Raw genomic sequence first — 22,573 nt, 5'->3', positions numbered from 1 at the left:
AAAGATGGCAAAAAATAATTGGGCTATCATGCAACAAATCGGCAAAAAACGAGTTATTATATTATATAATGTAGGACAACCAACAAATGACTCAACAACAGGCTACAGACGGAATGGGTAAAATGGAACTCGGCATCAAGCGGACAGCCGACATCCTGTTCGCCATGGTGGGCATGGTGGTTCTCTCGCCCGTAATGCTGGCAGTGGCGATGTCGATAAGACTACAACAGAATGGCCCCATCTTCTTTCGCCAGGTGCGCATAGGAAAAGGCGGTAAACCCTTTGTGATATTCAAGTTTCGCACACTAAGCAGCGAAGCCGAGAACGAAGGGCCGCAGCTTATTGCCCAAGGCGACGAGCTGACATCGACAAGACTTGAGCGGTTTCTGCGCGGCCATCATCTCGACGAGCTGCCACAGTTGTGGAATGTGCTCAGAGGCGACATGTCGCTGGTAGGGCCACGCCCCGAGCGCAAATACTACATAGACAAGATTATGAAGCAGGATGCGCGTTACAGCCTCATTTACCTGATGCAGCCAGGACTCACGTCGGAAGCTACGCTCTACAACGGTTACACCGACACGATGGAGAAGATGCTACGCCGGCTGGACATGGACATCAGCTATCTGGAGCACCGCTCGCTCTGGCTCGACACCAAGATTATCATCAAGACAGCCCTGAGCATCGTGACAGGGAGGAAATTCTAAAAGAAATATGAAAAAATACGTTATATTACTCATCGCGCTCATGGCCTTTGCGGCCACCACATCGGCACAGTCGTCAATGACCGACGACCAGGTAATGCAGTTTGTGGTAAAAGAGCACAATGCCGGCACATCGCAGGCACAGATAGTGACCAAGCTGATGCAGCGTGGCGTGAACATCACGCAGATACGCCGCGTGAGAGACAAGTATGAACGCCAGATACAGAATAAAGGTATGGGCGTAGTAGCCGACCAGGCAGTGGAGAAGGCAAACAGCCGTATGCGCACAGCCAACGGCGAAAAGAAGAAGGCTGCCCAGGCCAAGAGCCAGACCAGCACGCTGATACAGCAGGAAAACAATCTGCGCACAGAGATAGAAGACGACGAGCAGACGGCTGAGTTTCAGCGCGAACTGTCGGCCATACTGCCCACAGACACCATTGCCCTCTACCGGCAACTGATGGCCGAGCGGAAGACGAAGAAAGTGTTCGGCCGCGACATCTTCAACAACAAGAAGCTCACCTTCGAGCCCAATATGAACATCGCCACCCCCAGCGACTACCGTCTGGGTCCGGGCGACGCCGTTATCATAGACATCTATGGTGCCTCGCAGAAGAGCTACCAATACACCGTATCGCCCGACGGCGATGTGACCATCGAAGGTTTCGGCCCCGTACAGGTAAGCGGTCTCACCGTGGCACAAGCCAATGCCCGACTGCGCCAGACACTGGGCAGCCGCTACCAGAGTTCGAAGGTAAGACTGACCGTGGGACAGACCAAGACCATCATGGTCAACGTGATGGGCGAGGTGCGCATGCCGGGCACCTACACCCTGTCGGCCTTCTCCACCGTGTTCAATGCACTCTACATGGCAGGCGGCCCCAACGACATAGGTACGCTGCGCGACATCAAGATATTCCGTGCAAACCGCCTCATCGCCCATGTCGATGTCTATGACTACATACTCAACGGCAAGGCCAGCAACATCCACCTCACCGACAACGACGTCATCGTGGTGGGGCCCTACGACTGTCTGGTCAACATCACCGGCAAGGTGAAGCGCCCCATGTACTATGAGATGAAGAAGAGCGAGAGCGTGGGCACCCTGCTCAAATATGCCGGCTCGTTTACCGGCGACGCCTATACCCGCTCGGTGCGCCTGATACGCAAGACCGGCCGCGAATACTCGGTCTACAACGTGGGCGAGTTTGACATGAACTCTTTCCACATCGCCGATGGCGACTCTATCACCGTCGACTCTATCCTGAACCGCTATGAAAACATGGTCGAGGTCAAGGGAGCCGTATTCCGTCCCGGCAAATACCAGGTGGGCGGCGAGATTACCAGCGTGCGCTCGCTGCTCGAGCATGCCGAGGGAGTGACCGAACAAGCCTTCACCGCCCATGCCGTGATGCACCGCATGCGCGCCGACCGCAGTCTCGAGGTCATCCCCGTTGACATAGACGGCATCATGGAAGGACGCGTAGCCGACATAGCCCTGCAGAAGAACGACATACTCTTTGTGCCCACACGCCAGGAGCTGATGCAGGAACAGACCCTCACCCTGCACGGCGAGGTACACTATCCAGGCATCTACCGCTATGCCGCCAACATGACCATCGAAGACCTGATACTCCAGGCGGGCGGACTCAACGACCAGGCCTCGACGGTCAAGGTAGACGTGGCACGCCGCATACGCGACCCCAAAGCCACCCAGACCGACAGCATCATCGCCCGCACCTACAGTCTGGCACTGCGCGACGGGTTCGTCATCGACGGACAGGCCGGATTCCACCTCATGCCCTACGACGAAATCTATGTACGCCGCAGTCCTGGCTATGCCACCCCACAGAACGTGACCATCGAAGGCGAGGTGATGTTTGCCGGCACCTACACCCTGTCGCACAAGAACGAGCGACTGAGCGACGTGCTGCGCAAGGCTGGCGGAGTGACCGACCTGGCCTATATCAACGGTGCGCGACTGATGCGCCGCACCACCGAATCGGAGCGCATCAAGATGCAGGCCGTGACCCGTCTGCTGGCAGGACAGGGCGCCAACAGCGACTCCATCAATGTGGCGCTGCTGCAGCTCTCAGACACCTATCCCGTGGGTATCGAACTGGCTGAAGCGCTGGCCAACCCCGGCAGCGATGCCGATCTGGTGCTGCGCGAAGGCGACCAGATCATCATCCCCCAATACAACGGAACGGTGAAGATAAGCGGCGACGTGATGTTCCCCAACACTGTGGCCTACGAGAAGGGGCGCCGCTACTCATACTACATCGACCAGGCGGGCGGATTCGGCCAGCGCGCCAAGAAGAGCCGTACCATTATTATATATATGAACGGCACCGTAGGTCGTGTGGCCCACAACGCCAAGGTACGCCCCGGATGCGAAATCGTGGTGCCCAGCAAGCCCAAGCGCAATGCCTCGGCCGTAGGCCAGTGGCTCGGAATAGGCACATCGGTAGCCTCGCTCGCCACCATGATAGCCTCGCTCGCCAATCTGTTGAAGTAAGACAATAACCATTATGAACGAAAGAGATAATCAGATAGACATCATAGTAGTCGCCAAACGAGTAACCAGCAGGAAGAAGCTGTTTCTCAAGGTGTCGCTTGCTACCTTTGCCGTAGCCTGTATCATCATATTCCCCGTGCCACGTTACTATACCAGCAGCGTGGTGCTGGCTCCCGAGATAGGAGACATCATGGGCAAGAACAGCCTGTCGTCGCTGGCCTCGTCATTCGGTTTCAACCTCGGCAACAGTTCTACGGGCGATGCCATATACCCCGACCTGTATCCCGCGCTAATCAACACCAACGACTTTGCCATCAATCTTACACAATGCAAGGTCAAGAGCAAGGACGGTAGCGTCAATACCACTTACTACGACTATCTGCTCAAACATCAGAAGCCATATCTGCTGGCTGTGCCATTCAACTGGTTGAAAAACCTACCCAAAAAGCTGTTCGGCAAGAAGGCCAAAGACTCTACAAAAGACATGAACCTGTTCTGGCTCACAGAGGAGCAGGACGACATATTGGGTGCGATACGTAAGAATGTAACCTGTGGTATAGACCCCAAGACAGGTGTCATCAACATCACCGTGGAAGACCAGGACCCACTGATTGCGGCCACGATAGCAGACAAGGCAATGGCCGAGTTGCAGAATGCCATCACACGCTACCGCACCAACAAGGCAAAGGTTGACTATGAATACTACAAGAAGCTCACCACCGAAGCCAAGCACCAGTATGAGAAGGCACGGCAGATATACGGTAGCTATTCCGATGCCAACATGGACGTGATACTGGAGAGTTACAAGGCCAAGCAGAGCGACTTGGAAAACGACATGCAGCTGAAGTACAACACCTACAGCACGCTGAACACCCAGTTGCAGCAAGCCCAGGCCAAGGTACAGGAGAATACCCCGGCCTTCACCATCATCAAGGAAGCCTCGGTACCCCAGTTGCCCGCCGGCCCCAAGCGCATGATATTTGTGGCATTGATGATTATCCTGAGTTGGATTGTCACCACCGTCGTGATATGCAAGGACTTGTTTGTCGGACTGTTTACCAGAAAGTAACCACATCCAATTATGGCTTCTCATATTAAATCCACAATCCATTCCATCTTCAAAAGCAACTTCTTCAAAGACTCGTCATGGGCCGTCTTTGGAAATGGCATTGGCTATGGCCTTATGCTTCTTTCTGGCATCATCATAGCCAGAATGCTTGGAAAGGACTTGTATGGAGAATATGGATTTGTCAAGACAACGATGTTCCAATTCGCGGCTTTTGCCACATTGGGATTAGGATATTCATCGACAAAGTTTGTCGCAGAAAGCAAGGAAAAGCAAAAGGCAGATATAGACAGCATTGTCAAAGCATCGATAGACATCACAACGGTAGCCAGTGCATCAATCGCCCTGCTGCTGATAGTCTTTGCCACTCCCCTATCCACATTTCTCAATGCCCCATCATTGGCCTCGACATTTCAGGCGTTAGGACTGCTCATCATTGTCCGTGCTATCAGCACAACCCAATATGGCATCCTTGCCGGATTCGGCGACTTCAAGCGTATAGCCTATAGCAATACGCTTTCCGGAGTAGTCATGATTGTTGGATGCATCCCTCTTACCTATTATTTGGGAATCACGGGGGCATTGACAACGCTGGTCTGTTCACAGGTGATTGCCGCTGTCTACAACGCCTACTGCATCAACTGTCATGCACACTATTCGTTGTTCAAGACCCGAAGTCGGCATTCATGGACTATTGCCAAGTTCTCCCTTCCTATAGCTTTACAAGAGTTTACATTCGCGCTGAGCAAATGGCTTGGCATATTAATCATCACCAAATACGCTACCTTAGGCGAGGTAGGCATTTATACTGCAAGCGAATTATGGTATGCTGTCATACTGACCGTACCTACATTCCTATCCAATGTAATATTATCCCATCTCAGCGCCTTAGGAGACGACTACAACAAACACAAGAAGAGCGTAAATGTCATGATAGGAGTCAACATCTGCTGCACTATCGTTCCTCTTATCGCTGTCTATATAGCGACTCCATTGATACTGAACATATACGGCCCCTCGTTTACTGGCATGGAACCCGTGCTGAAGATTTCGGTCATGACAACCCTCTTTACATGCTGTTCAAACGTATTGACCTCGGAACTTATAGCACTGGGAAAGACCTGGACCCTCTTTACCATCAGATTTATCCGCGACCTGTCAATGGTCGTCACCGGCTTCATCGTTATAAGAGGGAATGACGGCCAATACGCAGCAAGGGATTATGCCACGATAACATTGACATACACAGCTATATTCTTTATCGTCATTTACATAATAACCCAATATTACATCAATAAGAAAAGCAAGATAACCCAATCATCAAAGAATGCGTAACTGGAATTTCCATATAGCTACTCTGCTGTTTGTCATGTCTATAACATTCAGCCTTCTGTCCCAATCGCCATTTATGCTGGAGACTGGTGCAGACAGGATACTGAAGCTCGTATGGATTTTGCCCTTCTCATTCCTGATGCTGACAACCCCTCAATCATTTTTGAGCAACAGATTGTTTCCCTTCTACGCTTTTATTATTATGATGGTGCTTTATGCCGGCTTTTGCCAAGTGCTGACGGGAAACCAACATTTTACCCCAGACATATACAACATATTCATATCTCTCATTATAACCATGGCGTCATACAACTATTGGCTGCATTACGGCAATTACACCGTAATGCGGAACATCTGCATCATCATGATAGTATGCGGTATTCTGCTCTCAGCCGAGTTGTATCTGAACTTTCTTCAAAGCGCCGACTTGTCCAGCAAGTCATACGCCTACGAAGACAAGAACTCTATAGGCCAGATACTCTTGTGCTGCATATTCCTGCCGTTTATGTTTTACAAGCCCAACAACAAAAACATACAAAGAGTCATCTGGATAAGTAGCATTTTCATCTTTATAGTGATTGTCATGCTGAGGTCGCGCGCCACATTTATAAGCGCCCTTTTCATTATCTATTATCTGTTCGCTCACCTGAGCAGCAAGAAAACCAAAAGATGGATGGTGGCATTGTTTCTTCTTGCATCCATAATCATCCTTGTCAATGCCAATCTGTATGAATTAATCATCAACGGCATCATCCTTGGTGGACGAGATACAACAGACATCAACTCATTAAGTTCAAACCGACTTTTGGCATTTTCAATCGCATTCAAGCTCATTCCACAAAATCTATGGATAGGTTCGGGTAATTATTATGTTGATTGTCTGCCACTAAACATTCTGACTGAGTTCGGTGTCATTGGTCTGACCCTGTTTGCTGTTTTTGTGATACACCTCATCTATCAGGTAAGAAAGCACAAAGACGAAAGCAAATTGGCATTGACCTCTTATATACTTCTAATCGCTTTTCTGCTTAATGGACTCTTTGAAGCCTATCCCCCATTTGGCCCAGGCGTCAAATGCTTCAGCCTATGGATGTTATATGGTTTTCTACTCTCAAGATACAACGAAAAAGGAGAAATAGCCAACAACTCTACAACCAAGTGATTTCATTATGAAGCAATCCAATATCTGTATGATTACCAATATCGGCCCTCATTACCGATATCCGATATTCAACCTCTTAGGAGAAGCGTTGAATACAGACTTCTATATAGGCGACCGCCTGCAGTTTGAAATCAAGACTTTCGATTATCATGCGCTTACGGGATATAAGAAGACGCTGCACAATATCTTTATCAACAAGTTTTATTGGCAAAAAGGCTCTCTCCGCCCATTATTTGGACACTACAAATATTTCATTCTTGATGGTGAGCCTTTCTGCCTTTCGTCCTGGGTCATCATTTTGCTTGCTCGGCTGATGGGAAAAAAGGCCATAGCCTGGACACATGGATGGTATGGCAGAGAGGGGGCTGTGAAGAGAGTTGTCAAGAAGTTTTATTACGCCCTTCACTCCAAACTGATGGTATATAATGAATACTCCATCAACCTGATGGAGCAGGAAGGTATAGACCGAAATAAGATGGTGTGTATAGCCAACTCGCTGGACTCTGACAAAGATATGGAAATCAGGCGGCAACTTGGCCCAACAGATATATACTCTAAACATTTCAACAACTCTGACCCCACCATTATATATTGTGGGCGATTACAGAAAATCAAGAAGTTGGATATGCTTATCGATGCTCTTGTCGAGCTAAAGGCAGAAGGCATAAATGCCAACATCATCTTCGTGGGCAAAGATACAGAACAAGTGGATGTAGACCGCTATGCCTTGCAGCGTGGTGTCAGCCAACAGATTTGGATGTATGGCCCCTGTTACGATGACACCGTTTTAGGCCAGTTGTTCTACGATGCTGCCATTTGTGTTTCGCCTGGCCACGTAGGTCTCACTGCCATTCATGCACTCAGTTTTGGCTGCCCTGTCATCACTCATGACAACTTTGCTTACCAAGCCCCTGAATTTGAAGCCATCAAACCAGGCATAACAGGTGATTTCTTTCACCACAACGACACCCATGACCTGGTACGCGTATTAAAGAAATGGCTCGGACAAAATGATTGCCAACGTAACCAGACACGCAGCGCCGCTTTCGATGAAATCGACAGCAAATGGAATATCCATTATCAATTGGATATTATACGGAAAATAACCAACGATTAACAAGACTATGAATTCATCATTAACTGCAAATACCAGAAGCCTGCTTCGTTCTTGTGTTTTAAGCACATTGGGCTGCATAGCCACTCCTGCTCCAGGAATACATATTCTCAATGCCCATCGCATTGAAAAAGAAATAGAACCCGACACCTTCAGACGGTTGCTAACCCAACTGTCTGGACAAGTCAGATTCGTACGTATAGAAGAGGCCGTCAAGATGATTGTCAACAGAGAGCATCCTGATAAGCCAGTTGTCGCCTTTACATTTGATGATGGATTTATGGAATGCTATACACTCTTTGCACCTCTCTTGGAAGAGTTTGGCACCAACGCCATGTTCTTCATCAATCCCAACTATGTAGATGGTGACGAGCAATATATACGCAACTTCAATGATAATATTGTCATGACTCCTGGCAAGAATCCCATGCGTTGGCATCATATCAAAGACCTCTCACAGCGAGGGCATATCATCGGAGCCCATACTTTGGACCACTTTATGATTAACAGCGAAGACCACGAGATTCTGCATCACCAGATATGCGATTGCAAACATATCATCGAAAATCAGCTGGGTACCGAGTGCGAATACTTTGCGTTTCCCTATGGCAAGCTGTCACAGGCCAACAATCAGGCAATAGATATTGCCTGCAACTGCTACAAGTATGTTTTCTCGCAGTCAGACCACAAGCATTATTTCTCTTTTGAAGGCAGGGTAATCAATCGACGCCACTTCGAACCATTCTGGCCTATCAGCCATGTGCGTTATTTCCTCAGTTGTAATAAAAGATAGAAAGATGAAAGAACTCAAAGACAGACTCAATCATTTGATTTCAAAGATATCTCCCCGATTATTCTTTGTCATTGCATATTTACATAATCGCCATCGCCTTCCACACTTCAGTCATCCTAAAGACCTGTCTGAGATATGGATAAAATATGTATTAGAGGGTAACGCTTTGAAGTTATACAAATTGGCAGACAAGTTTCTTGTAAGAGAATTCGTAAGAGAGAGAGGACATTCCGACATTCTTCCCAATCTGTTAGGAGTTTGGGATAAACCCATAACGAAGACTGAATTCGACAAATTGCCCGATTCATTTGCTCTGAAGATGAATTATGGAGCAGGAATGAACATCATTTGTCAACACAAAGACACACTTAGTTATCAGACAGTGTCTTCTCTATTGCATAAATGGTTTTATAATCGTAAAGGTTATCCTTGTTCAGAGAATCATTATAATCTGATTACACGTAAGGTCATCTGTGAAGAATATATAGGCGACAGCAACCAAACTTCCCTAACAGACTACAAATTCATATGTATTAACGGGGAACCATTCTGCGTATTAGTCTGCTTTGACAGAATTGATGGAGAAGCTAACTACATGCCTCTTACTTTGGATTGGAAGCCACTGCCCAACTATAACAAGAACGGATGTTCGTATACTATCGCCAGACCAAAGAATCTTGATAGAATGGTTCGTATTGCCTCTGATTTGGCAAAAGGCATTGAACTGGTGCGTATAGATTTGTATGATACCGGAGAGCATATCTATTTTGGAGAGATGACTCTCACTCCTGCCGGTTGCATATTCCATACCTGGTCACAAGAATCGCTTGACGAAATGGGAGATTATTATTGGAAAACCAAAGCCACATTTGTACCACAAGCCAACTTCTAATATGCCCACACTCTTACAAATAAATATTACAGCCAACTGGGGCTCTCATGGCAAAATTGCTGAGGGAATAGGAAAGATAGCATTATCCAATGGATGGCGCAGCATCATCGCCTATGGACGATGGTATAACCCAAGCCAGTCAGAGCTCTATCAGATTGGCAGCATACGCGACGAACAAATACATGGGGTTACCTCACGCATCATGGATAACCATGGACTGATGTCACGCGGAGCCACTCGACGGCTCATCGACTATATAGAAACTGTCAATCCGGACATTATCCATCTTCACAACATTCATGGTTATTATCTCAATTATCCCATCCTTTTCGATTATTTGGCCAAAACAGGCAAACCCATAGTCTGGACACTGCACGACTGTTGGGCATATACAGGACATTGCGCACATTACATGTTTGCCAGATGCGACAAGTGGAAAACCCTATGCCAACATTGCCCACAGAAGGATACTTATCCTAAAAGCATCATCTTAGACCGCTCAAAACGAAACTATCTTTTGAAGAAACATTATTTTTGTTCTGTTCCCAACCTTACGCTCATAGCAGTAAGCCAATGGCTGCAAAACGATGTCAAGCAGTCTTTTCTCAAAGACCTGCCCTTGTATCATATCCACAACGGCATTGACACCAATACATTTTACATAGACAGAGATACAGACGGTATATATACTAAATACAACATTCCCCACGATAAGAAAATTGTTTTGGGTGTAGCCTCTAACTGGTTCCGCAAAGGATTTGAAGACTTCATCCAGCTGAGACACATGCTCGATGACGAATACACCATCGTGTTGGTGGGACTTACGGATAAGATGCTCAAGCAGTTGCCCACTGGTATCATCGGCATCAAGCGCACTCAGAATGTAGACGATATGCGTAAGTTGTATTCCATCGCCGATGTATATATGAACCTCACCTGGGAAGACAATTTCCCGACCACCAACTTAGAGGCTTTGGCATGTGGAACGCCAGTAATAACCTACGACACCGGTGGCAGCTCAGAATCCCTGACTCAACAGATTGGTAAGGTCATTGACCAAGGCGACATCTCCGCAGCACTGGATAGTATCCGATTATATAGCCACAATCCTGTTCCCGGAGAACTATGCAGACAACACATCGTAGATAATTTCAATTCCGAACAGAAATTTCATGATTATTTCAAACTCTACTGCAGTTTGTTGTCACATCACAAGTAAGCGAGAAATCACCACCTGCGATATTCAAATATTTTATACAACACCTTCAAGGACACCATAAAGATATTGGTGTAGACTCCATTTTCACGACAAGCCCTTACATCTTCGTTCAATAGCACTATCTTGCTATGAATATTACGGGTGCTTACACCTCCCGTACACATTGTGACGCAATCTACGGGGATATATTTTGCCCGAATATGCCATTTATGAAAAAGACGTACCATCATTTCATAGTCTGCGGCGATTCTATAATCCGTACTGTATCCTCCAGCCTGTTCATACCTCTTTCGCCGAAGATAAAATGATGGATGGGCTGGCATAAAGCCGAAACGCAACCAGACTGGGCTGAACTTACTTGAAGAATAATAGCGTATTATCTTGTCTGGATTAGAACGGCGTATGAAGTGAATATCACCATAGACAGCATCAGTGCTTTCAGAATCAAAAGCATCGCATATCCGTTCAACTACAGTTGACGACGTGTAGTAATCGTCCGAATTGAGAAAGCCGACAACATCACCCGTCGCCATGCTGATACCTTTATTCATGGCATCATAGATACCCTTGTCTGCTTCAGATTTCCACTTCATACGGCCGTCAAAAAGCGGTTCGTAATGTGAGATAATATCGAGAGTCATATCGGTAGAACCTCCATCAACTATAATGTATTCTATATCATTATAGCTTTGCTCCAATACCGATGTTATCGTTTTCTGTATAGTTTTCGCACTGTTGTATGCTACAGTGACAATACTTATTCTCATTGTTTTTATTGTCTCTTCATTTTATTGATAACTCAATAATCTGTTTTTTATTGCTTTTTTTTAGAGTTTACACAATAATTGTTGCCATTATGCGGTTATTCTTATAAAAAGACTATTAAATGGCTATTGATAGACTACTCGATATAGGTACATTTATTATCAGCATACTCTGCGGTTTCCTGTTTATACCGCTTACTCTCAACTTCTGCAAAGCTAAAGGGCTCTATGACATTCCCAACGGCCGCAAGTTGCACCACAACCTCATCCCCCGGCTTGGAGGAATTACCTTCATTCCAAGCATGGTGATAGCCGCCCTCGTGGCTATATCCACCTTGGACAGCGACCCTGCATTGGAGCAGCGCATACCGCTCAACCTGTGGACGATAATCTTCTTCTTCAGCCTGCTCATCATCTATGTCGTGGGCATCATCGACGACCTATTTGGCCTCAGTGCCCGCATTAAGTTTGTCGCCCAGATTGTCGCCGCCGCCTTGATGCCCCTTGCCGGTCTTACCATCAACAATCTGCATGGTTTCTGCGGCATCTACGAGATACCGGCTTTTATCGGCGCCCTGCTTACGGTCTTTGTCATCGTGTTTATCAGCAACGCCATCAATCTGATAGATGGTATCGACGGACTGGCTGCCAGCCTTTCACTTATTGCGCTGTTAGGACTCCTGTATGGCTATGACCAGCAGGGGCTCAACTCCTACTGCATCATCATAGCAGGCATGGCTGGAGTACTCATTCCCTATCTATATTTCAACTTGTTTGGCAAAGCCGAGAAAAACCGCAAGATATTCATGGGCGACAGCGGCAGCCTTACCCTGGGCTTCCTGCTCAGTTTCCTGGTCATCAAGTTTGTGATGGTCAATGGCCATGCCATGCCCGTCGATGCCCATCGTCTGCTGTTGGCTTATACACTACTTATTATCCCTGTATTCGATGTCGTCAGAGTTATCCTGCACCGCCTGCATCATCATTCTCCCCTATTTTCGGCTGACAAGAGCCACATCCATCACAAATTGATGCGCGCGGGATGCACCATGCACCAGGCTTTATGTGCTATACTGGCACTGGCACTGTTCTACATTCCGCTCAATCTATGGCTATTCCCCCTAATGGGCATCACGGGAGTGGTATTGATAGACATCACACTCTATACGGCGTATAATCTGGCACTCAATTACAGGATAAGCAAAAGGGAATAATATCTGTCGACGCTTATACTCAGGGAGCCTGTCCAAGTCATTATCGCACATGGGGTCATGACAACATTAAAAGCAAAGAGGCGACACACTGTACTTAACGAGTGTGTCGCCTCTTTGCTGTAATAGAGCCACGTATCAGAACTTCTTGAAATGCAGCCTTAGCCTGTCCGTCGCCAGCGTCATGCGCGAGGCAGTGAGCTGCTCGGCATTGTACTTCTCTTCCAGCGCATTGATGCCAAAGCGGGAAAGCCAACGGGCTTCGGTTACGGGATGGTCACCGCCATCTTCCGTATCTTGATGCCAGCCATAGTAGTAGGGCTGGGAAAGGGTGAGATGGCCGTCGCTGTGGACAAAACGCATAAAGTAGCAACTGTCGGGATGGTCGGCATCGCGCAGATAGAGCAGTTTGCCCTGCACTGCCCAGAACACACGGTCTCTGCTCATATCCTTCACGCCGCCCGTCTGCAACGTATCTACTCGTTCCAGGTGCCAATAGCCGGCGAGGGCGCCGTTGTGGTCGCGCTCCAGTTCACACGAGGCAACACCCATAGCCAGGGCTGTTGCCATCATTATAGATAGTATATGTCTTCTCATCATCTTCTTTTCTTAGTATTCTTTTCCAGCAGACCGCCCTTGCTCAGGGTAAACTGCACGCCAGCATTGTGGCCCAGTATCGAACCGAAGTCCATGGCGTAGCCACCACGCAGCTGCCAGTTGTGCTTCAGCCGGCAACCAGCCTCAACGAGAAAACTCACGTTGTGGCGCTTCTTGAGGTATGGCTGGTCATAGGTGCCCAGTCCGTCTTGCCAGGTGGCGAGCAGACGATAGTCTATCGTCCGCGTCACATTGCCATCGACGCCCAGGTGGAAAGCCATAAACCTATTGTTGGCTACATGGATGCGCCCGTTGTCATTGTAGATGGGCGAACGATAGAGCGGATTGCCCATTACCTGACCCCAGTGCTGCCAACCGGGATAGGTGCCGTGGTTGTAGTAGTCGTCGTTGCCGGCGATATGGTCGGGAATGTTCATGGTATGGTCGTGATAGAGAGGGCCACTCTGATACTTGGTATAGAGATACTCTACCACCACATTATGGAGCCAGCTGCAGTACTTGAGATTGAGTTCGGCACCGAGCATGATGTCCTTGAGGTCATACATATAGAAGCGGCGGTCCTTCTTCACCATATACTCGTCGCCCTCGCCATAGCCGTCGTAGTCGAGCATGAACATGCCCGAATGGTCTTCAAAGAAGTGGTCGGCGTAAAGCCCCAGCCGCCAGGTATCGGCGTTGTAGTTGATACGCATGAGCCAGCTGCCCAGCTGGTTGCCCTCGACATTGGCATACTCACCCTCGCCCACGTCGCCACCACCAGGGACAAAGGCATTCCAGAACGAGCGCAGTCCCGTCTTGCCCTTGATTAGTTTGATGTCATCGCTCCCTTCGGGCTTGTGGGTAGTACCGCCAAACTGGGCACCCATCTCGAGTCCCAGTTCCAATGACAGGGGATAGAGGTCTTCGTCCTTGCCTATACGCAGATAACCAGCCTTGCTGTGATAGAGCAGATGGTCGGTATAGTCGGTCTTACAATGAGTGAAATCATGCTGCCAGTTGTCATCGGTCATCATGCCATAGGCGATATGACCCTTGAGCTGCAGCCAGCCACCACCGAAGGGCAGCGTCCAATACTCGGGCAGCGCCACTCTCACCTGAGGAACGGGGCGCGCATTGATGCCCAGCGTCTGCGAACCACTGCTGAGCCGGTTGTTCTTGAGTTCCATGCCATACTCTTTGCTGCCCACGGTGAGCACACCATGCAACCAGCGCACCTCGGCGTAAGCCTGCTGCACGATGGGGTTGGTGCCATAATTGACACCACCCACGAGGTCAAGGCCATAGCCCACACCCCAGCGGCGGGCAGAGTCTGCCTGCAACGGGCGCACCACGCTGGCACGCAGATAGCCATTGCCGCGGTCCAGCGTGCTCAGACCATAACGGTTGGCATTGAGCCATAGCGGAGTCTTGCCCTTGGCATAGCCGCCCTGCATCTCCACCTGCCATGAGGCATCGCGAGAGAGGTCAAGACGACCTGCCTCGGCGCCGTCCTGCCAGACATACTGGGCATGGGCAGCCACAGGCAGCATCAGCGCCACTATAAGTCTTAGTATCTTCATCTGTGGATATTTTTTCACCTTATTATATATATAACGCACAGACCCGACATTTATTATAACCAACCCGAAAAAAGCCCATCTCCTCTCCCGCCCTGCTCCAGTCATCCCTGCGCCAGCCGCAGCCACCTCGGGGATAACGATACGGCATTGTAGGGATTTTCCTCCCCCTCTTTAGGGAAAAACCCTTTGTCACCTTGCTTTTTCTTTGTTTCTTTGCACCAGATAAAGTAAACAACTAAATCCTTACGATTATGAAAAAGTATATATTCACCCTGATGGCAATGATGACAATGGTCGTTTCAGCCAGCGCAATGAGTTACAGTCAGGCACGCGAGCAGGCTCTGTTCCTGACAGACAAGATGGCTTACGAGCTCAATCTCAACGACGCTCAGTATGAGGCTGCCTACGAGATAAACCTTGACTATCTGATGGGTATCAATACTTATGACGACCTCTACGGAGTCTATTGGACCCGTCGCAATATGGACCTGAGTTACATACTCCTCGACTGGCAGTACCGGGCTTTCTGCGCCGCCCACTACTTCTACCGCCCGCTCAGCTGGGACGGTTACTACTGGCACTTCGGCATCTACGCCCGCTACCCCCACCGTGACTATTACTACTTCGGTTGTCCCCACTTTGTCACCGTATATCGCGGCGGACACAGCTGGCACAACAACGGCAACCGCAGCTGGTATCGCGGACGCAGTTTTGCCGGACACATCAACCGTGACAACGGCAGGAGCTTCGGTATGCGCGACAGATTTGACCGCGGCGAATTCGGCAACGGCACTCGTTCCTTTGGCGGACGCAACAACAATTCTTCCAACATAAATCGTGAGAATGCCAACCGCAGCTTTGGCGGACGTGCCAACCAGCAGTCTGCCGGCGCTTCCAGCAGCAACCGCTCGTTTGGCAGCCGTGCCTCGCAGCAGAGCGACCCGATGTACAACCGCAACAGCAGCAGCTCTTCGTTTGGCGGACGAGCCAACCGGCAGTCTTCGGGCGTGAGCGGCAGCAACCGTACATTCGGCAGCCGAGCCGACGGAGGCGTGCGCAGCTCGACCCGCACCACCGTAGAGCGCCGCTCCAGCGACTACAACTCGCCCTCGTTCGGCGGACGCGCCAATAGCCAGCCCAGCCGCACTTTCTCTCCATCCACCTCGCAGCCCTCTCGCTCTTCGGGCAGCAGCTTCGGCGGACGCTCGGGCGGCAGCAGCAACAGCAGCTCATTCGGCGGTGGCAACCGCGGTGGCGGCAGCAGTCGTGCAGGAGGCTCCTTTGGCGGCAGCCACTCTTCAAGCAGCCGTTCTGGCGGTGGTTCATTCGGCGGTGGCCACAGATAATGACTTAGCGTTATTAGTAAAATAAGCCACTCTCTCCCCTGGGGTCAACACGGCACACGATGTCAGCCCCAGCGGGAGAGAGTTTTTGTTGGTGCCCACGCCGACCATCCGCAAGTTCGTGGAGAGGCCCTTCAGGATAATTGCAAGGCATGAAATGGTGATTTCAGTGTCTGCAACAATAATATCCAAGCGTGAAATCACCGTTTCAAACCCTGAAATCATCTTTAACGGCATCACCAGCGAGATGACATCCGACGCAGAAGGGATGACATTCACCACCGAAAAGATGACATCCGACTCGGAAGAGATGAAATTCGCTACCGGAAAGATGACATCCGAAATGAGCGAGATGATATCCGTCACCAGAGAGATGAAAACAGACGCAGAAGAGACGACGCCAACCTTCGCTGCCGTCACGACCATCACCACAAACCAAACAATAATAATTGCTAAAACTTATTAAGGTTTTATTAAATCAGACGCCATCGCCTTAGCGGCGTTCGTGATTGTGGCGGGATTATTGTATATTTGTATTCCACTAATCTGTGTTTGATTCATGATCATAACTATAATTGTTCTGATTGTAACTATAGCCATGTTTGTCTGGGGACGCGTACGTGGCGATGTCGTAGCCCTGTCGGCCCTGATGGTACTTACCGCTACCGGAGTTCTTAACACCAGCGAAGCATTAAGCGGTTTTTCTTCTCCCATAGTCATTATGATGGCCGGCCTCTTCGTCGTGGGCGGCGCCATCCTGCAGACGGGTCTTGCCCAGTCGGCAGGCAACAGCATATCGCGCATGGCCAAGGGCAACGAGACGCGCGCCTTCATCTATGTGGTCCTCGCCACCTCGTTCATCGGCGCCTTTGTGAGCAACACCGGCACCGTGGCCATCATGATGCCCATCATCATGAGCATGGCAGCCAGTTCGGGCATACGCTCTTCGCGTCTGCTCATGCCGGTGGCCTTTGCGGGCAGCCTCGGCGGCATGCTCACCCTGATAGGTACGCCTCCCAACCTCGTAATCAGCGAGACCCTCGAAGAGCATGGCTTCGCACCGCTCGGATTCTTCACCTTCCTCCCCATCGGTCTGATAGTGATAGCCTTGGGCATAGCCGTGCTGCTGCCCATGAGTCTGCTGCTCATCAAGAAGAAGGGCAAGCACCACAAGGGAACTGCCGGCAAGACGCTCAACGACCTCGCCGAGCAGTACCAGCTGCACGACAACCTGTACAAGTTGCGTGTGGGCTACAAGAACAATGGGCTCGCAGGCATGTGTGTGCAGCAGCTCGACCTGCAGAACAGGTATGGACTCACCATACTCGAGATACGCAACGAGAAGAAGAAGGCTCTCGGCATGGACATACGCCAGAGTATGGCGTGGGCAGACACCGTCATCGCCCAGGGCGACATACTCTACCTCTATGGCGACAAGGATGCCATGGAGCGGTTTGCCAGCGACTATCACCTGATAAGGATGAAGACCACCCGACTGGACTTCTACGACATCGGCATCTCCGAAATCATCGTTCTGCCCACCTCGCGGCTCACCGGAGTGCGCATACGCGACTCCCGACTGCGCGAAGACTATTCGGTAAACATCCTCAGCATACGCCGCGACGAAAACTATATCAAGGAAGAGCTGAGCGACCACCGTCTGCGCAATGGCGACATACTGCTCGTGCAAGGCCAGTGGGACAAGATTATGCAGATGAACCACGAGAACGAGAACTGGGTGGTGCTGGGACGCCCCGACAAGCAGATGGAGAAGGTGTCGCTCGACTTCAAGGCACCCGTGGCGGCAGCCATCATGCTGCTGATGATACTGGTCATGGTGTTCGACTTCATCCCCGTGATCCCCGTCATCGCCGTGGTCATGGCTGGACTGCTCATGGTCTTCTCGGGCTGTTTCCGCAGCGTCGACGCCGCCTACAAGACCATCAACTGGGAGAGCATCATCCTGATAGCCGCCATGATGCCCATGTCGATAGCACTGGAGAAGACGGGCGTGTCGAGTATCGTGTCAGAAAATCTGGTGAGCAGCCTGGGCGCCATCGGGCCTTACGCCCTGCTGGCAGGCATCTACTTCACCACATCGCTCATGACCATGTTTATCAGCAATACCGCCACGGCGGTGCTCATGGCACCCATAGCCATGGCTGCCGCTACCCAGACCGGCGTGAGCCCCTACTCCTTCATGTTTGCCGTGACGCTGGGCGCGAGCATGTGCTTTGCCTCGCCGTTCTCCACACCGCCCAACGCGCTGGTGATGAAGGCGGGCCGCTACACCTTCATGGACTACGTGTGGGTGGGTCTGCCTCTGCAGATTATCATAGGCATCGTGATGACCTTCATACTGCCCCTGCTCTTCCCCTTTGCTTGACGCTGTGCTCATCAGAGCCACAATATTGACCGAGGTCGTATTTTTTAGCCGCGAAAATTTGCTTAATTCGGCGAAAAATACGACCTTTACATATTGTTAATATATAAGAAACAGAAATGATGAGAAACCAGATAGACTGTTTTGTAGCCATTGCTTCGGCTGGCGACGCCGAGGCGACGATAGAGACCCTCTCACGGAGCGTCTCGGTAAGAGACATCACCCTGATGATAGAGCCGCAGACAGCACAGGCATACCCCCAAGCACAAGTAATCGAAACAGAGTCGCTCACGTCGACAGCCACGCTGGCAGAGATAGCCCGCCGTGCCACGGCACCCTACGTGCTGCTCACGCTCAAGGCCCAGCCCATCCTATGGGGCGACCACGCCATAGAGCGCATGGTGGAGACGGCTGCCGACACCGGCGCGGGCATGGTCTATGCCGACAGCCGCATGGCCACCGCCGACGGCAAACTGGTGGCACACCCCGCGATAGACTATCAGAAGGGTGCGCTGCGCGACGACTTCGACTTCGGACCGGCTGTGCTTGTGAGCACGGCGCTGCTCAAGGGCTATATGGCCCAGCAGCCCGCCGCCCCCGACTACCGATGGGCTGCGTGGTACGACCTGCGCCTCTACATCTCGCGCCAAGCCGCCATCACCCACCTCAACGAGTATCTCTACACCCAGCAGCAGACCGACAGCCGCGCCAGCGGTGTGCGCCAGTTTGACTATGTAGACCCGCGCAACCGCGACCGCCAGATAGAGATGGAGGATGCAGCCACCCGGCATCTCGAAGCTGTGGGCGCGATAGTAGACACCCATCGCTACGAGCCTGTAGACCTGGACGAGCAGGACTTCGACGTCGAAGCCTCGGTGGTCATCCCCGTCTACAACCGCTGTCGCACCATTGCCGACGCCGTGGGGTCGGCTCTGGCCCAGCAGACACGGTTTGACTACAACGTCATCGTGGTCGACAACCACTCTACCGACGGCACCACCGAGATACTGAATGACCTGGCGCGCAGCGACCACAGACTGATACACCTCATCCCCGAACGCGACGACCTGGGCATCGGCGGATGCTGGAACGCCGCCGTCAACGACAGCCGCTGCGGCCGCTTCGCCGTGCAGTTGGACAGCGACGACCTCTATGCCTCGCCCTCCACGCTGCAGCGCGTGGTCGACGAGTTCCGCCAGCAACCTGCCGCCATGGTCATCGGCGCCTACCGCATGTGCGACTTTGCCCTCAACACCCTGCCACCGGGCATCATAGACCACCGGGAATGGACAGACCACAACGGACCCAACAATGCGCTGCGCATCAATGGGCTCGGGGCGCCTCGCGCCTTCTTCACCCCAGTGGTCAGAGAGATACGCTTCCCCAACACCAGTTATGGCGAGGACTATGCTATGGGTCTGGCCATCAGCCGCCGCTACCGCATAGGCCGCATCTACGACGAGCTCTATCTCTGCCGCCGTTGGGAGGGCAACTCAGACGCCGCCCTCAGCATAGAACGCCAGAATGCCAACAATCTCTATAAAGACCGGCTGCGCACCATCGAGCTCGAAGCCCGCCAGCAGCTGAACAGCCAGCCCGAGGGCAACTGCCGCGAGCTCAACCGCTTCATTGACCGCCAGCTGGAGCTCTGGAGCGACGCCCGCCAGCGCTTCCGCGACCTCAACAATGTAGAGCAGCGCAACCTCTGTAGCGGCGACACGCTGCTGCAGGTGCAGTTCAACCCTGCCCGCATGGTCTCTACCGGTGCGTGTATCGATGCCCGCAGCATAGCCCATCGGCCCTGCTTCCTCTGCGCCGACAACCGTCCGCAGGAGCAAATGGCCAAACGCCTGGACAACGACTTCACGCTGCTGGTCAACCCCTTCCCCATTCTGCCCGTCCACTTTACCATCCCCCTCAACCGCCACAACCCGCAGCGCATACGCACGTGTTATGGCGAGATATTCCGCATGGTAGAGCGTTATCCCGAACTCACCGTATTCTACAACGGCCCCCACTGTGGAGCTTCTGCCCCCGACCACGCTCATCTGCAAGCCGTATGCTCTGGCCGTCTGCCGCTGCAGAACGACTGGGCACGGCTGGCCAACAGCAGAGAGATGGTGTATGAATACGACAACGACAACCATATCTATGCCGTGGGCGGATATGTGGTGCCGCTGCTGGCCATCGTCAGCACCGACGCCACCGCCGACAAGGCTCTCTTTGACCGTATCTACAAGGCTATGCCTCTCCACAAGGATAGCGGCGAGCCCATGATGAACGTCATCTCATGGCAGCAGGACGAGAGCCACGTCACTGTCGTCATTCCTCGCGCCAAGCATCGTCCCGACTGCTACACGGCCGAGGGCGACGCCCAGTATCTGGTCAGCCCGGGAGCTATAGACATGGCCGGCCTCATCATCACCCCACGCCAGACAGACTTTGACCGTATCGACGCCGACAGAGCAGCTGCCATCCTCCGCGAGTGTGGTGTCGGAGCTGAGCAATTCGGACGCATCACCGCCCGCCTCACTGCCGCCGCCGAGGCAGCTGCCGAGCCCGAAGCCACAGCCGAACCCATGGTGTCGGTAGGCATCGTGAGCGCCAAGCGCATCTGCTTCGACCTCAACCGCCCTTATATGGCCAAGGGCCAGCAGATTGAGGGCCGACAGGAAGTGGAGTTCGCCGAGGGCGGCATCAGTTGGAACGGCAACCTGTACAGCCAACTTACCTTCCATCCACAGCATGAGGATGCGTCGTTTGCCCTCAGCGACGTGACCATCGGCGTCAACTTCCACTGGGAGCGCACCGAGACGCAGGTGTTTGCCGGCACGCTGAGACTGGTGGTCGAGGAAGACAAGATATGTGCCATCAACGAACTGCCCGTGGAACGCTACTTGGAGAGCGTCATATCGAGCGAGATGAGCGCCACATCCAATATCGAACTGCTGAAAGCCCACGCGGTGATATCGCGCTCTTGGCTGCTCGCGCAGATGCACAAGCGACAGCAGATGGACGGCAAGAGCGGTTCGGGATTCTTCTCCTTCACCAAGACCGATGATGAACTCACCCGCTGGTATGACCGCGAAGACCACACCATCTTTGACGTGTGTGCCGACGACCACTGCCAGCGCTACCAGGGCATCACCCGCGAGACCAGCGACAAGGCCCGACAGGCTGTGGCTGCCACCGGCGGACAGATACTGCAACACGACGGCGAGATATGCGATGCCCGCTTCTCCAAGTGTTGTGGCGGCATCACCGAACGCTACCGTTACTGCTGGGAGGATATAGACAAACCTTATCTCATGGCGGTGCGCGACAATGCCGAGGGCGTGGAGACCGACGCTGTAGAGCCAGACCTGACCATAGAGGCCAACGCCGAGGCATGGATAAGGCAAAGCCCAGACGCATTCTGCAACACCACCGACGCCACCATACTCTCTCAAGTGCTCAACGACTATGACCAGGAGACCAAAGACTTCTACCGCTGGCGCGTGAGCTACTCTCAACAGGAGCTGAAGACACTCATAGCCAACCGTCTGAAGATGGATATGGGCGACATCGTGGCGCTCGAGCCTCTGGAGCGTGGCGCCAGCGGACGCATCTCGCGTCTGCGCATCGTGGGCACCAAGCGCCAGTACATCATCGGCAAGGAACTCGAGATACGCCGTACGCTCAGCGAGAGCCACCTCTACAGTTCGGCCTTTGTGGTTGAACCCCACGGCGACATTGATGGTGTGCCCGAGCGCTTCGACATCCTCGGCGCAGGCTGGGGTCATGGCGTCGGCCTCTGCCAGATAGGCGCCGCCGTCATGAGCGAACAGGGCTACAGTTATGACAAGATACTGCTCCACTACTATCGTGGTGCCGAAATCAAAAAGATATACTAAAA

At 51.7% G+C, this 22,573-nt stretch carries 17 protein-coding genes; 13 read left to right on the top strand and 4 right to left on the bottom strand.

Annotated elements, in window-relative coordinates:
* Nucleotides 1-86: 86 nt before the first annotated feature.
* The 9 genes from CIK94_RS12795 (at nucleotide 87) to CIK94_RS12755 (ending at nucleotide 10,800) form a co-directional block, all read left to right on the top strand.
* Complete coding sequence (locus tag CIK94_RS12795) at nucleotides 87-707, top strand: sugar transferase (protein ID WP_094423264.1); 621 nt, start codon at nucleotides 87-89, stop codon at nucleotides 705-707.
* Nucleotides 708-714: 7 nt separating this feature from the next.
* Nucleotides 715-3,222 (top strand): SLBB domain-containing protein, encoded by a 2,508-nt coding sequence (locus CIK94_RS12790; RefSeq protein ID WP_094423263.1) that lies wholly within the window; start codon nucleotides 715-717, stop codon nucleotides 3,220-3,222.
* A 13-nt stretch (nucleotides 3,223-3,235) separates the two neighbouring features.
* The gene (locus tag CIK94_RS12785; RefSeq protein ID WP_094423262.1) at nucleotides 3,236-4,291 is read left to right on the top strand and encodes a GNVR domain-containing protein; all 1,056 of its coding nucleotides are present in this window, start codon (nucleotides 3,236-3,238) and stop codon (nucleotides 4,289-4,291) included.
* Nucleotides 4,292-4,303: 12 nt separating this feature from the next.
* Entirely contained in the window at nucleotides 4,304-5,623 is a 1,320-nt protein-coding gene (locus CIK94_RS12780; protein ID WP_094388617.1) for an oligosaccharide flippase family protein, read from the top strand.
* A 295-nt stretch (nucleotides 5,624-5,918) separates the two neighbouring features.
* Nucleotides 5,919-6,782: an O-antigen ligase gene (locus tag CIK94_RS12775; protein WP_216821946.1), complete on the top strand. Its 864-nt coding sequence runs from the start codon at nucleotides 5,919-5,921 to the stop codon at nucleotides 6,780-6,782.
* Between the two features lie 7 nt (nucleotides 6,783-6,789).
* On the top strand, nucleotides 6,790-7,899 hold the full coding sequence (locus tag CIK94_RS12770; protein WP_094423260.1) for a glycosyltransferase family 4 protein: 1,110 nt from the start codon (nucleotides 6,790-6,792) through the stop codon (nucleotides 7,897-7,899).
* Between the two features lie 7 nt (nucleotides 7,900-7,906).
* Nucleotides 7,907-8,689 (top strand): polysaccharide deacetylase family protein, encoded by a 783-nt coding sequence (locus CIK94_RS12765; RefSeq protein WP_094423259.1) that lies wholly within the window; start codon nucleotides 7,907-7,909, stop codon nucleotides 8,687-8,689.
* Between the two features lie 4 nt (nucleotides 8,690-8,693).
* Entirely contained in the window at nucleotides 8,694-9,581 is an 888-nt protein-coding gene (locus tag CIK94_RS12760) for an ATP-grasp fold amidoligase family protein (protein WP_158216581.1), read from the top strand.
* 1 nt (nucleotide 9,582) lies between these two features.
* The gene (locus tag CIK94_RS12755; RefSeq protein ID WP_094423257.1) at nucleotides 9,583-10,800 is read left to right on the top strand and encodes a glycosyltransferase; all 1,218 of its coding nucleotides are present in this window, start codon (nucleotides 9,583-9,585) and stop codon (nucleotides 10,798-10,800) included.
* Between the two features lie 8 nt (nucleotides 10,801-10,808).
* Here CIK94_RS12755 and CIK94_RS12750 read toward each other — a convergent pair whose 3' ends face one another.
* Complete coding sequence (locus CIK94_RS12750) at nucleotides 10,809-11,567, bottom strand: glycosyltransferase family 2 protein (RefSeq protein WP_094388622.1); 759 nt, start codon at nucleotides 11,565-11,567, stop codon at nucleotides 10,809-10,811.
* A gap of 119 nt (nucleotides 11,568-11,686) precedes the next feature.
* Here CIK94_RS12750 and CIK94_RS12745 point away from each other — a divergent pair, with 119 nt between their 5' ends.
* Entirely contained in the window at nucleotides 11,687-12,778 is a 1,092-nt protein-coding gene (locus CIK94_RS12745) for a glycosyltransferase family 4 protein (RefSeq protein WP_094388623.1), read from the top strand.
* A gap of 135 nt (nucleotides 12,779-12,913) precedes the next feature.
* Here CIK94_RS12745 and CIK94_RS12740 read toward each other — a convergent pair whose 3' ends face one another.
* Both CIK94_RS12740 and CIK94_RS12735 read right to left on the bottom strand, forming a co-directional pair.
* Nucleotides 12,914-13,375: a lipocalin-like domain-containing protein gene (locus CIK94_RS12740; RefSeq protein ID WP_094423256.1), complete on the bottom strand. Its 462-nt coding sequence runs from the start codon at nucleotides 13,373-13,375 to the stop codon at nucleotides 12,914-12,916.
* Nucleotides 13,372-14,952, bottom strand: coding sequence for a capsule assembly Wzi family protein (locus CIK94_RS12735; protein WP_094423255.1), 1,581 nt, complete (start codon nucleotides 14,950-14,952; stop codon nucleotides 13,372-13,374). Before CIK94_RS12735 ends, CIK94_RS12740 begins: the two co-directional genes overlap by 4 nt.
* Before the next feature lie 251 nt (nucleotides 14,953-15,203).
* Here CIK94_RS12735 and CIK94_RS12730 point away from each other — a divergent pair, with 251 nt between their 5' ends.
* Nucleotides 15,204-16,298 (top strand): hypothetical protein, encoded by a 1,095-nt coding sequence (locus tag CIK94_RS12730; RefSeq protein ID WP_022310885.1) that lies wholly within the window; start codon nucleotides 15,204-15,206, stop codon nucleotides 16,296-16,298.
* On the opposite strand, the gene CIK94_RS14200 is transcribed toward CIK94_RS12730, so the two are convergent.
* Nucleotides 16,275-16,715 (bottom strand): hypothetical protein, encoded by a 441-nt coding sequence (locus tag CIK94_RS14200; protein ID WP_144008408.1) that lies wholly within the window; start codon nucleotides 16,713-16,715, stop codon nucleotides 16,275-16,277. The genes CIK94_RS12730 and CIK94_RS14200 overlap by 24 nt on opposite strands.
* Before the next feature lie 139 nt (nucleotides 16,716-16,854).
* Between CIK94_RS14200 and CIK94_RS12720 the strand changes: the two genes are divergently transcribed.
* Nucleotides 16,855-18,681, top strand: coding sequence for an SLC13 family permease (locus tag CIK94_RS12720; RefSeq protein ID WP_094423253.1), 1,827 nt, complete (start codon nucleotides 16,855-16,857; stop codon nucleotides 18,679-18,681).
* Nucleotides 18,682-18,800: 119 nt separating this feature from the next.
* Entirely contained in the window at nucleotides 18,801-22,571 is a 3,771-nt protein-coding gene (locus CIK94_RS12715) for a DUF4922 domain-containing protein (RefSeq protein ID WP_094423301.1), read from the top strand.
* Nucleotides 22,572-22,573 lie beyond the last annotated feature (2 nt).

The sequence above is a fragment of the Prevotella sp. P4-51 genome, assembly GCF_002251455.1.
GTDB lineage: Bacteria > Bacteroidota > Bacteroidia > Bacteroidales > Bacteroidaceae > Prevotella.
The sequence above is the reverse complement of the archived record's forward strand: the minus strand, read 5'-3'. Positions and strand labels throughout refer to the sequence as shown.

Coding starts and splice junctions, on each gene's coding strand:
- CIK94_RS12795 (WP_094423264.1), top strand. CDS start 87: ATGACTCAACAACAGGCTACAGACGGAATGGGTAAAATGGAACTCGGC.
- CIK94_RS12790 (WP_094423263.1), top strand. CDS start 715: ATGAAAAAATACGTTATATTACTCATCGCGCTCATGGCCTTTGCGGCC.
- CIK94_RS12785 (WP_094423262.1), top strand. CDS start 3,236: ATGAACGAAAGAGATAATCAGATAGACATCATAGTAGTCGCCAAACGA.
- CIK94_RS12780 (WP_094388617.1), top strand. CDS start 4,304: ATGGCTTCTCATATTAAATCCACAATCCATTCCATCTTCAAAAGCAAC.
- CIK94_RS12775 (WP_216821946.1), top strand. CDS start 5,919: ATGGCGTCATACAACTATTGGCTGCATTACGGCAATTACACCGTAATG.
- CIK94_RS12770 (WP_094423260.1), top strand. CDS start 6,790: ATGAAGCAATCCAATATCTGTATGATTACCAATATCGGCCCTCATTAC.
- CIK94_RS12765 (WP_094423259.1), top strand. CDS start 7,907: ATGAATTCATCATTAACTGCAAATACCAGAAGCCTGCTTCGTTCTTGT.
- CIK94_RS12760 (WP_158216581.1), top strand. CDS start 8,694: ATGAAAGAACTCAAAGACAGACTCAATCATTTGATTTCAAAGATATCT.
- CIK94_RS12755 (WP_094423257.1), top strand. CDS start 9,583: ATGCCCACACTCTTACAAATAAATATTACAGCCAACTGGGGCTCTCAT.
- CIK94_RS12750 (WP_094388622.1), bottom strand. CDS start 11,567: ATGAGAATAAGTATTGTCACTGTAGCATACAACAGTGCGAAAACTATA.
- CIK94_RS12745 (WP_094388623.1), top strand. CDS start 11,687: ATGGCTATTGATAGACTACTCGATATAGGTACATTTATTATCAGCATA.
- CIK94_RS12740 (WP_094423256.1), bottom strand. CDS start 13,375: ATGATGAGAAGACATATACTATCTATAATGATGGCAACAGCCCTGGCT.
- CIK94_RS12735 (WP_094423255.1), bottom strand. CDS start 14,952: ATGAAGATACTAAGACTTATAGTGGCGCTGATGCTGCCTGTGGCTGCC.
- CIK94_RS12730 (WP_022310885.1), top strand. CDS start 15,204: ATGAAAAAGTATATATTCACCCTGATGGCAATGATGACAATGGTCGTT.
- CIK94_RS12720 (WP_094423253.1), top strand. CDS start 16,855: ATGATCATAACTATAATTGTTCTGATTGTAACTATAGCCATGTTTGTC.
- CIK94_RS12715 (WP_094423301.1), top strand. CDS start 18,801: ATGAGAAACCAGATAGACTGTTTTGTAGCCATTGCTTCGGCTGGCGAC.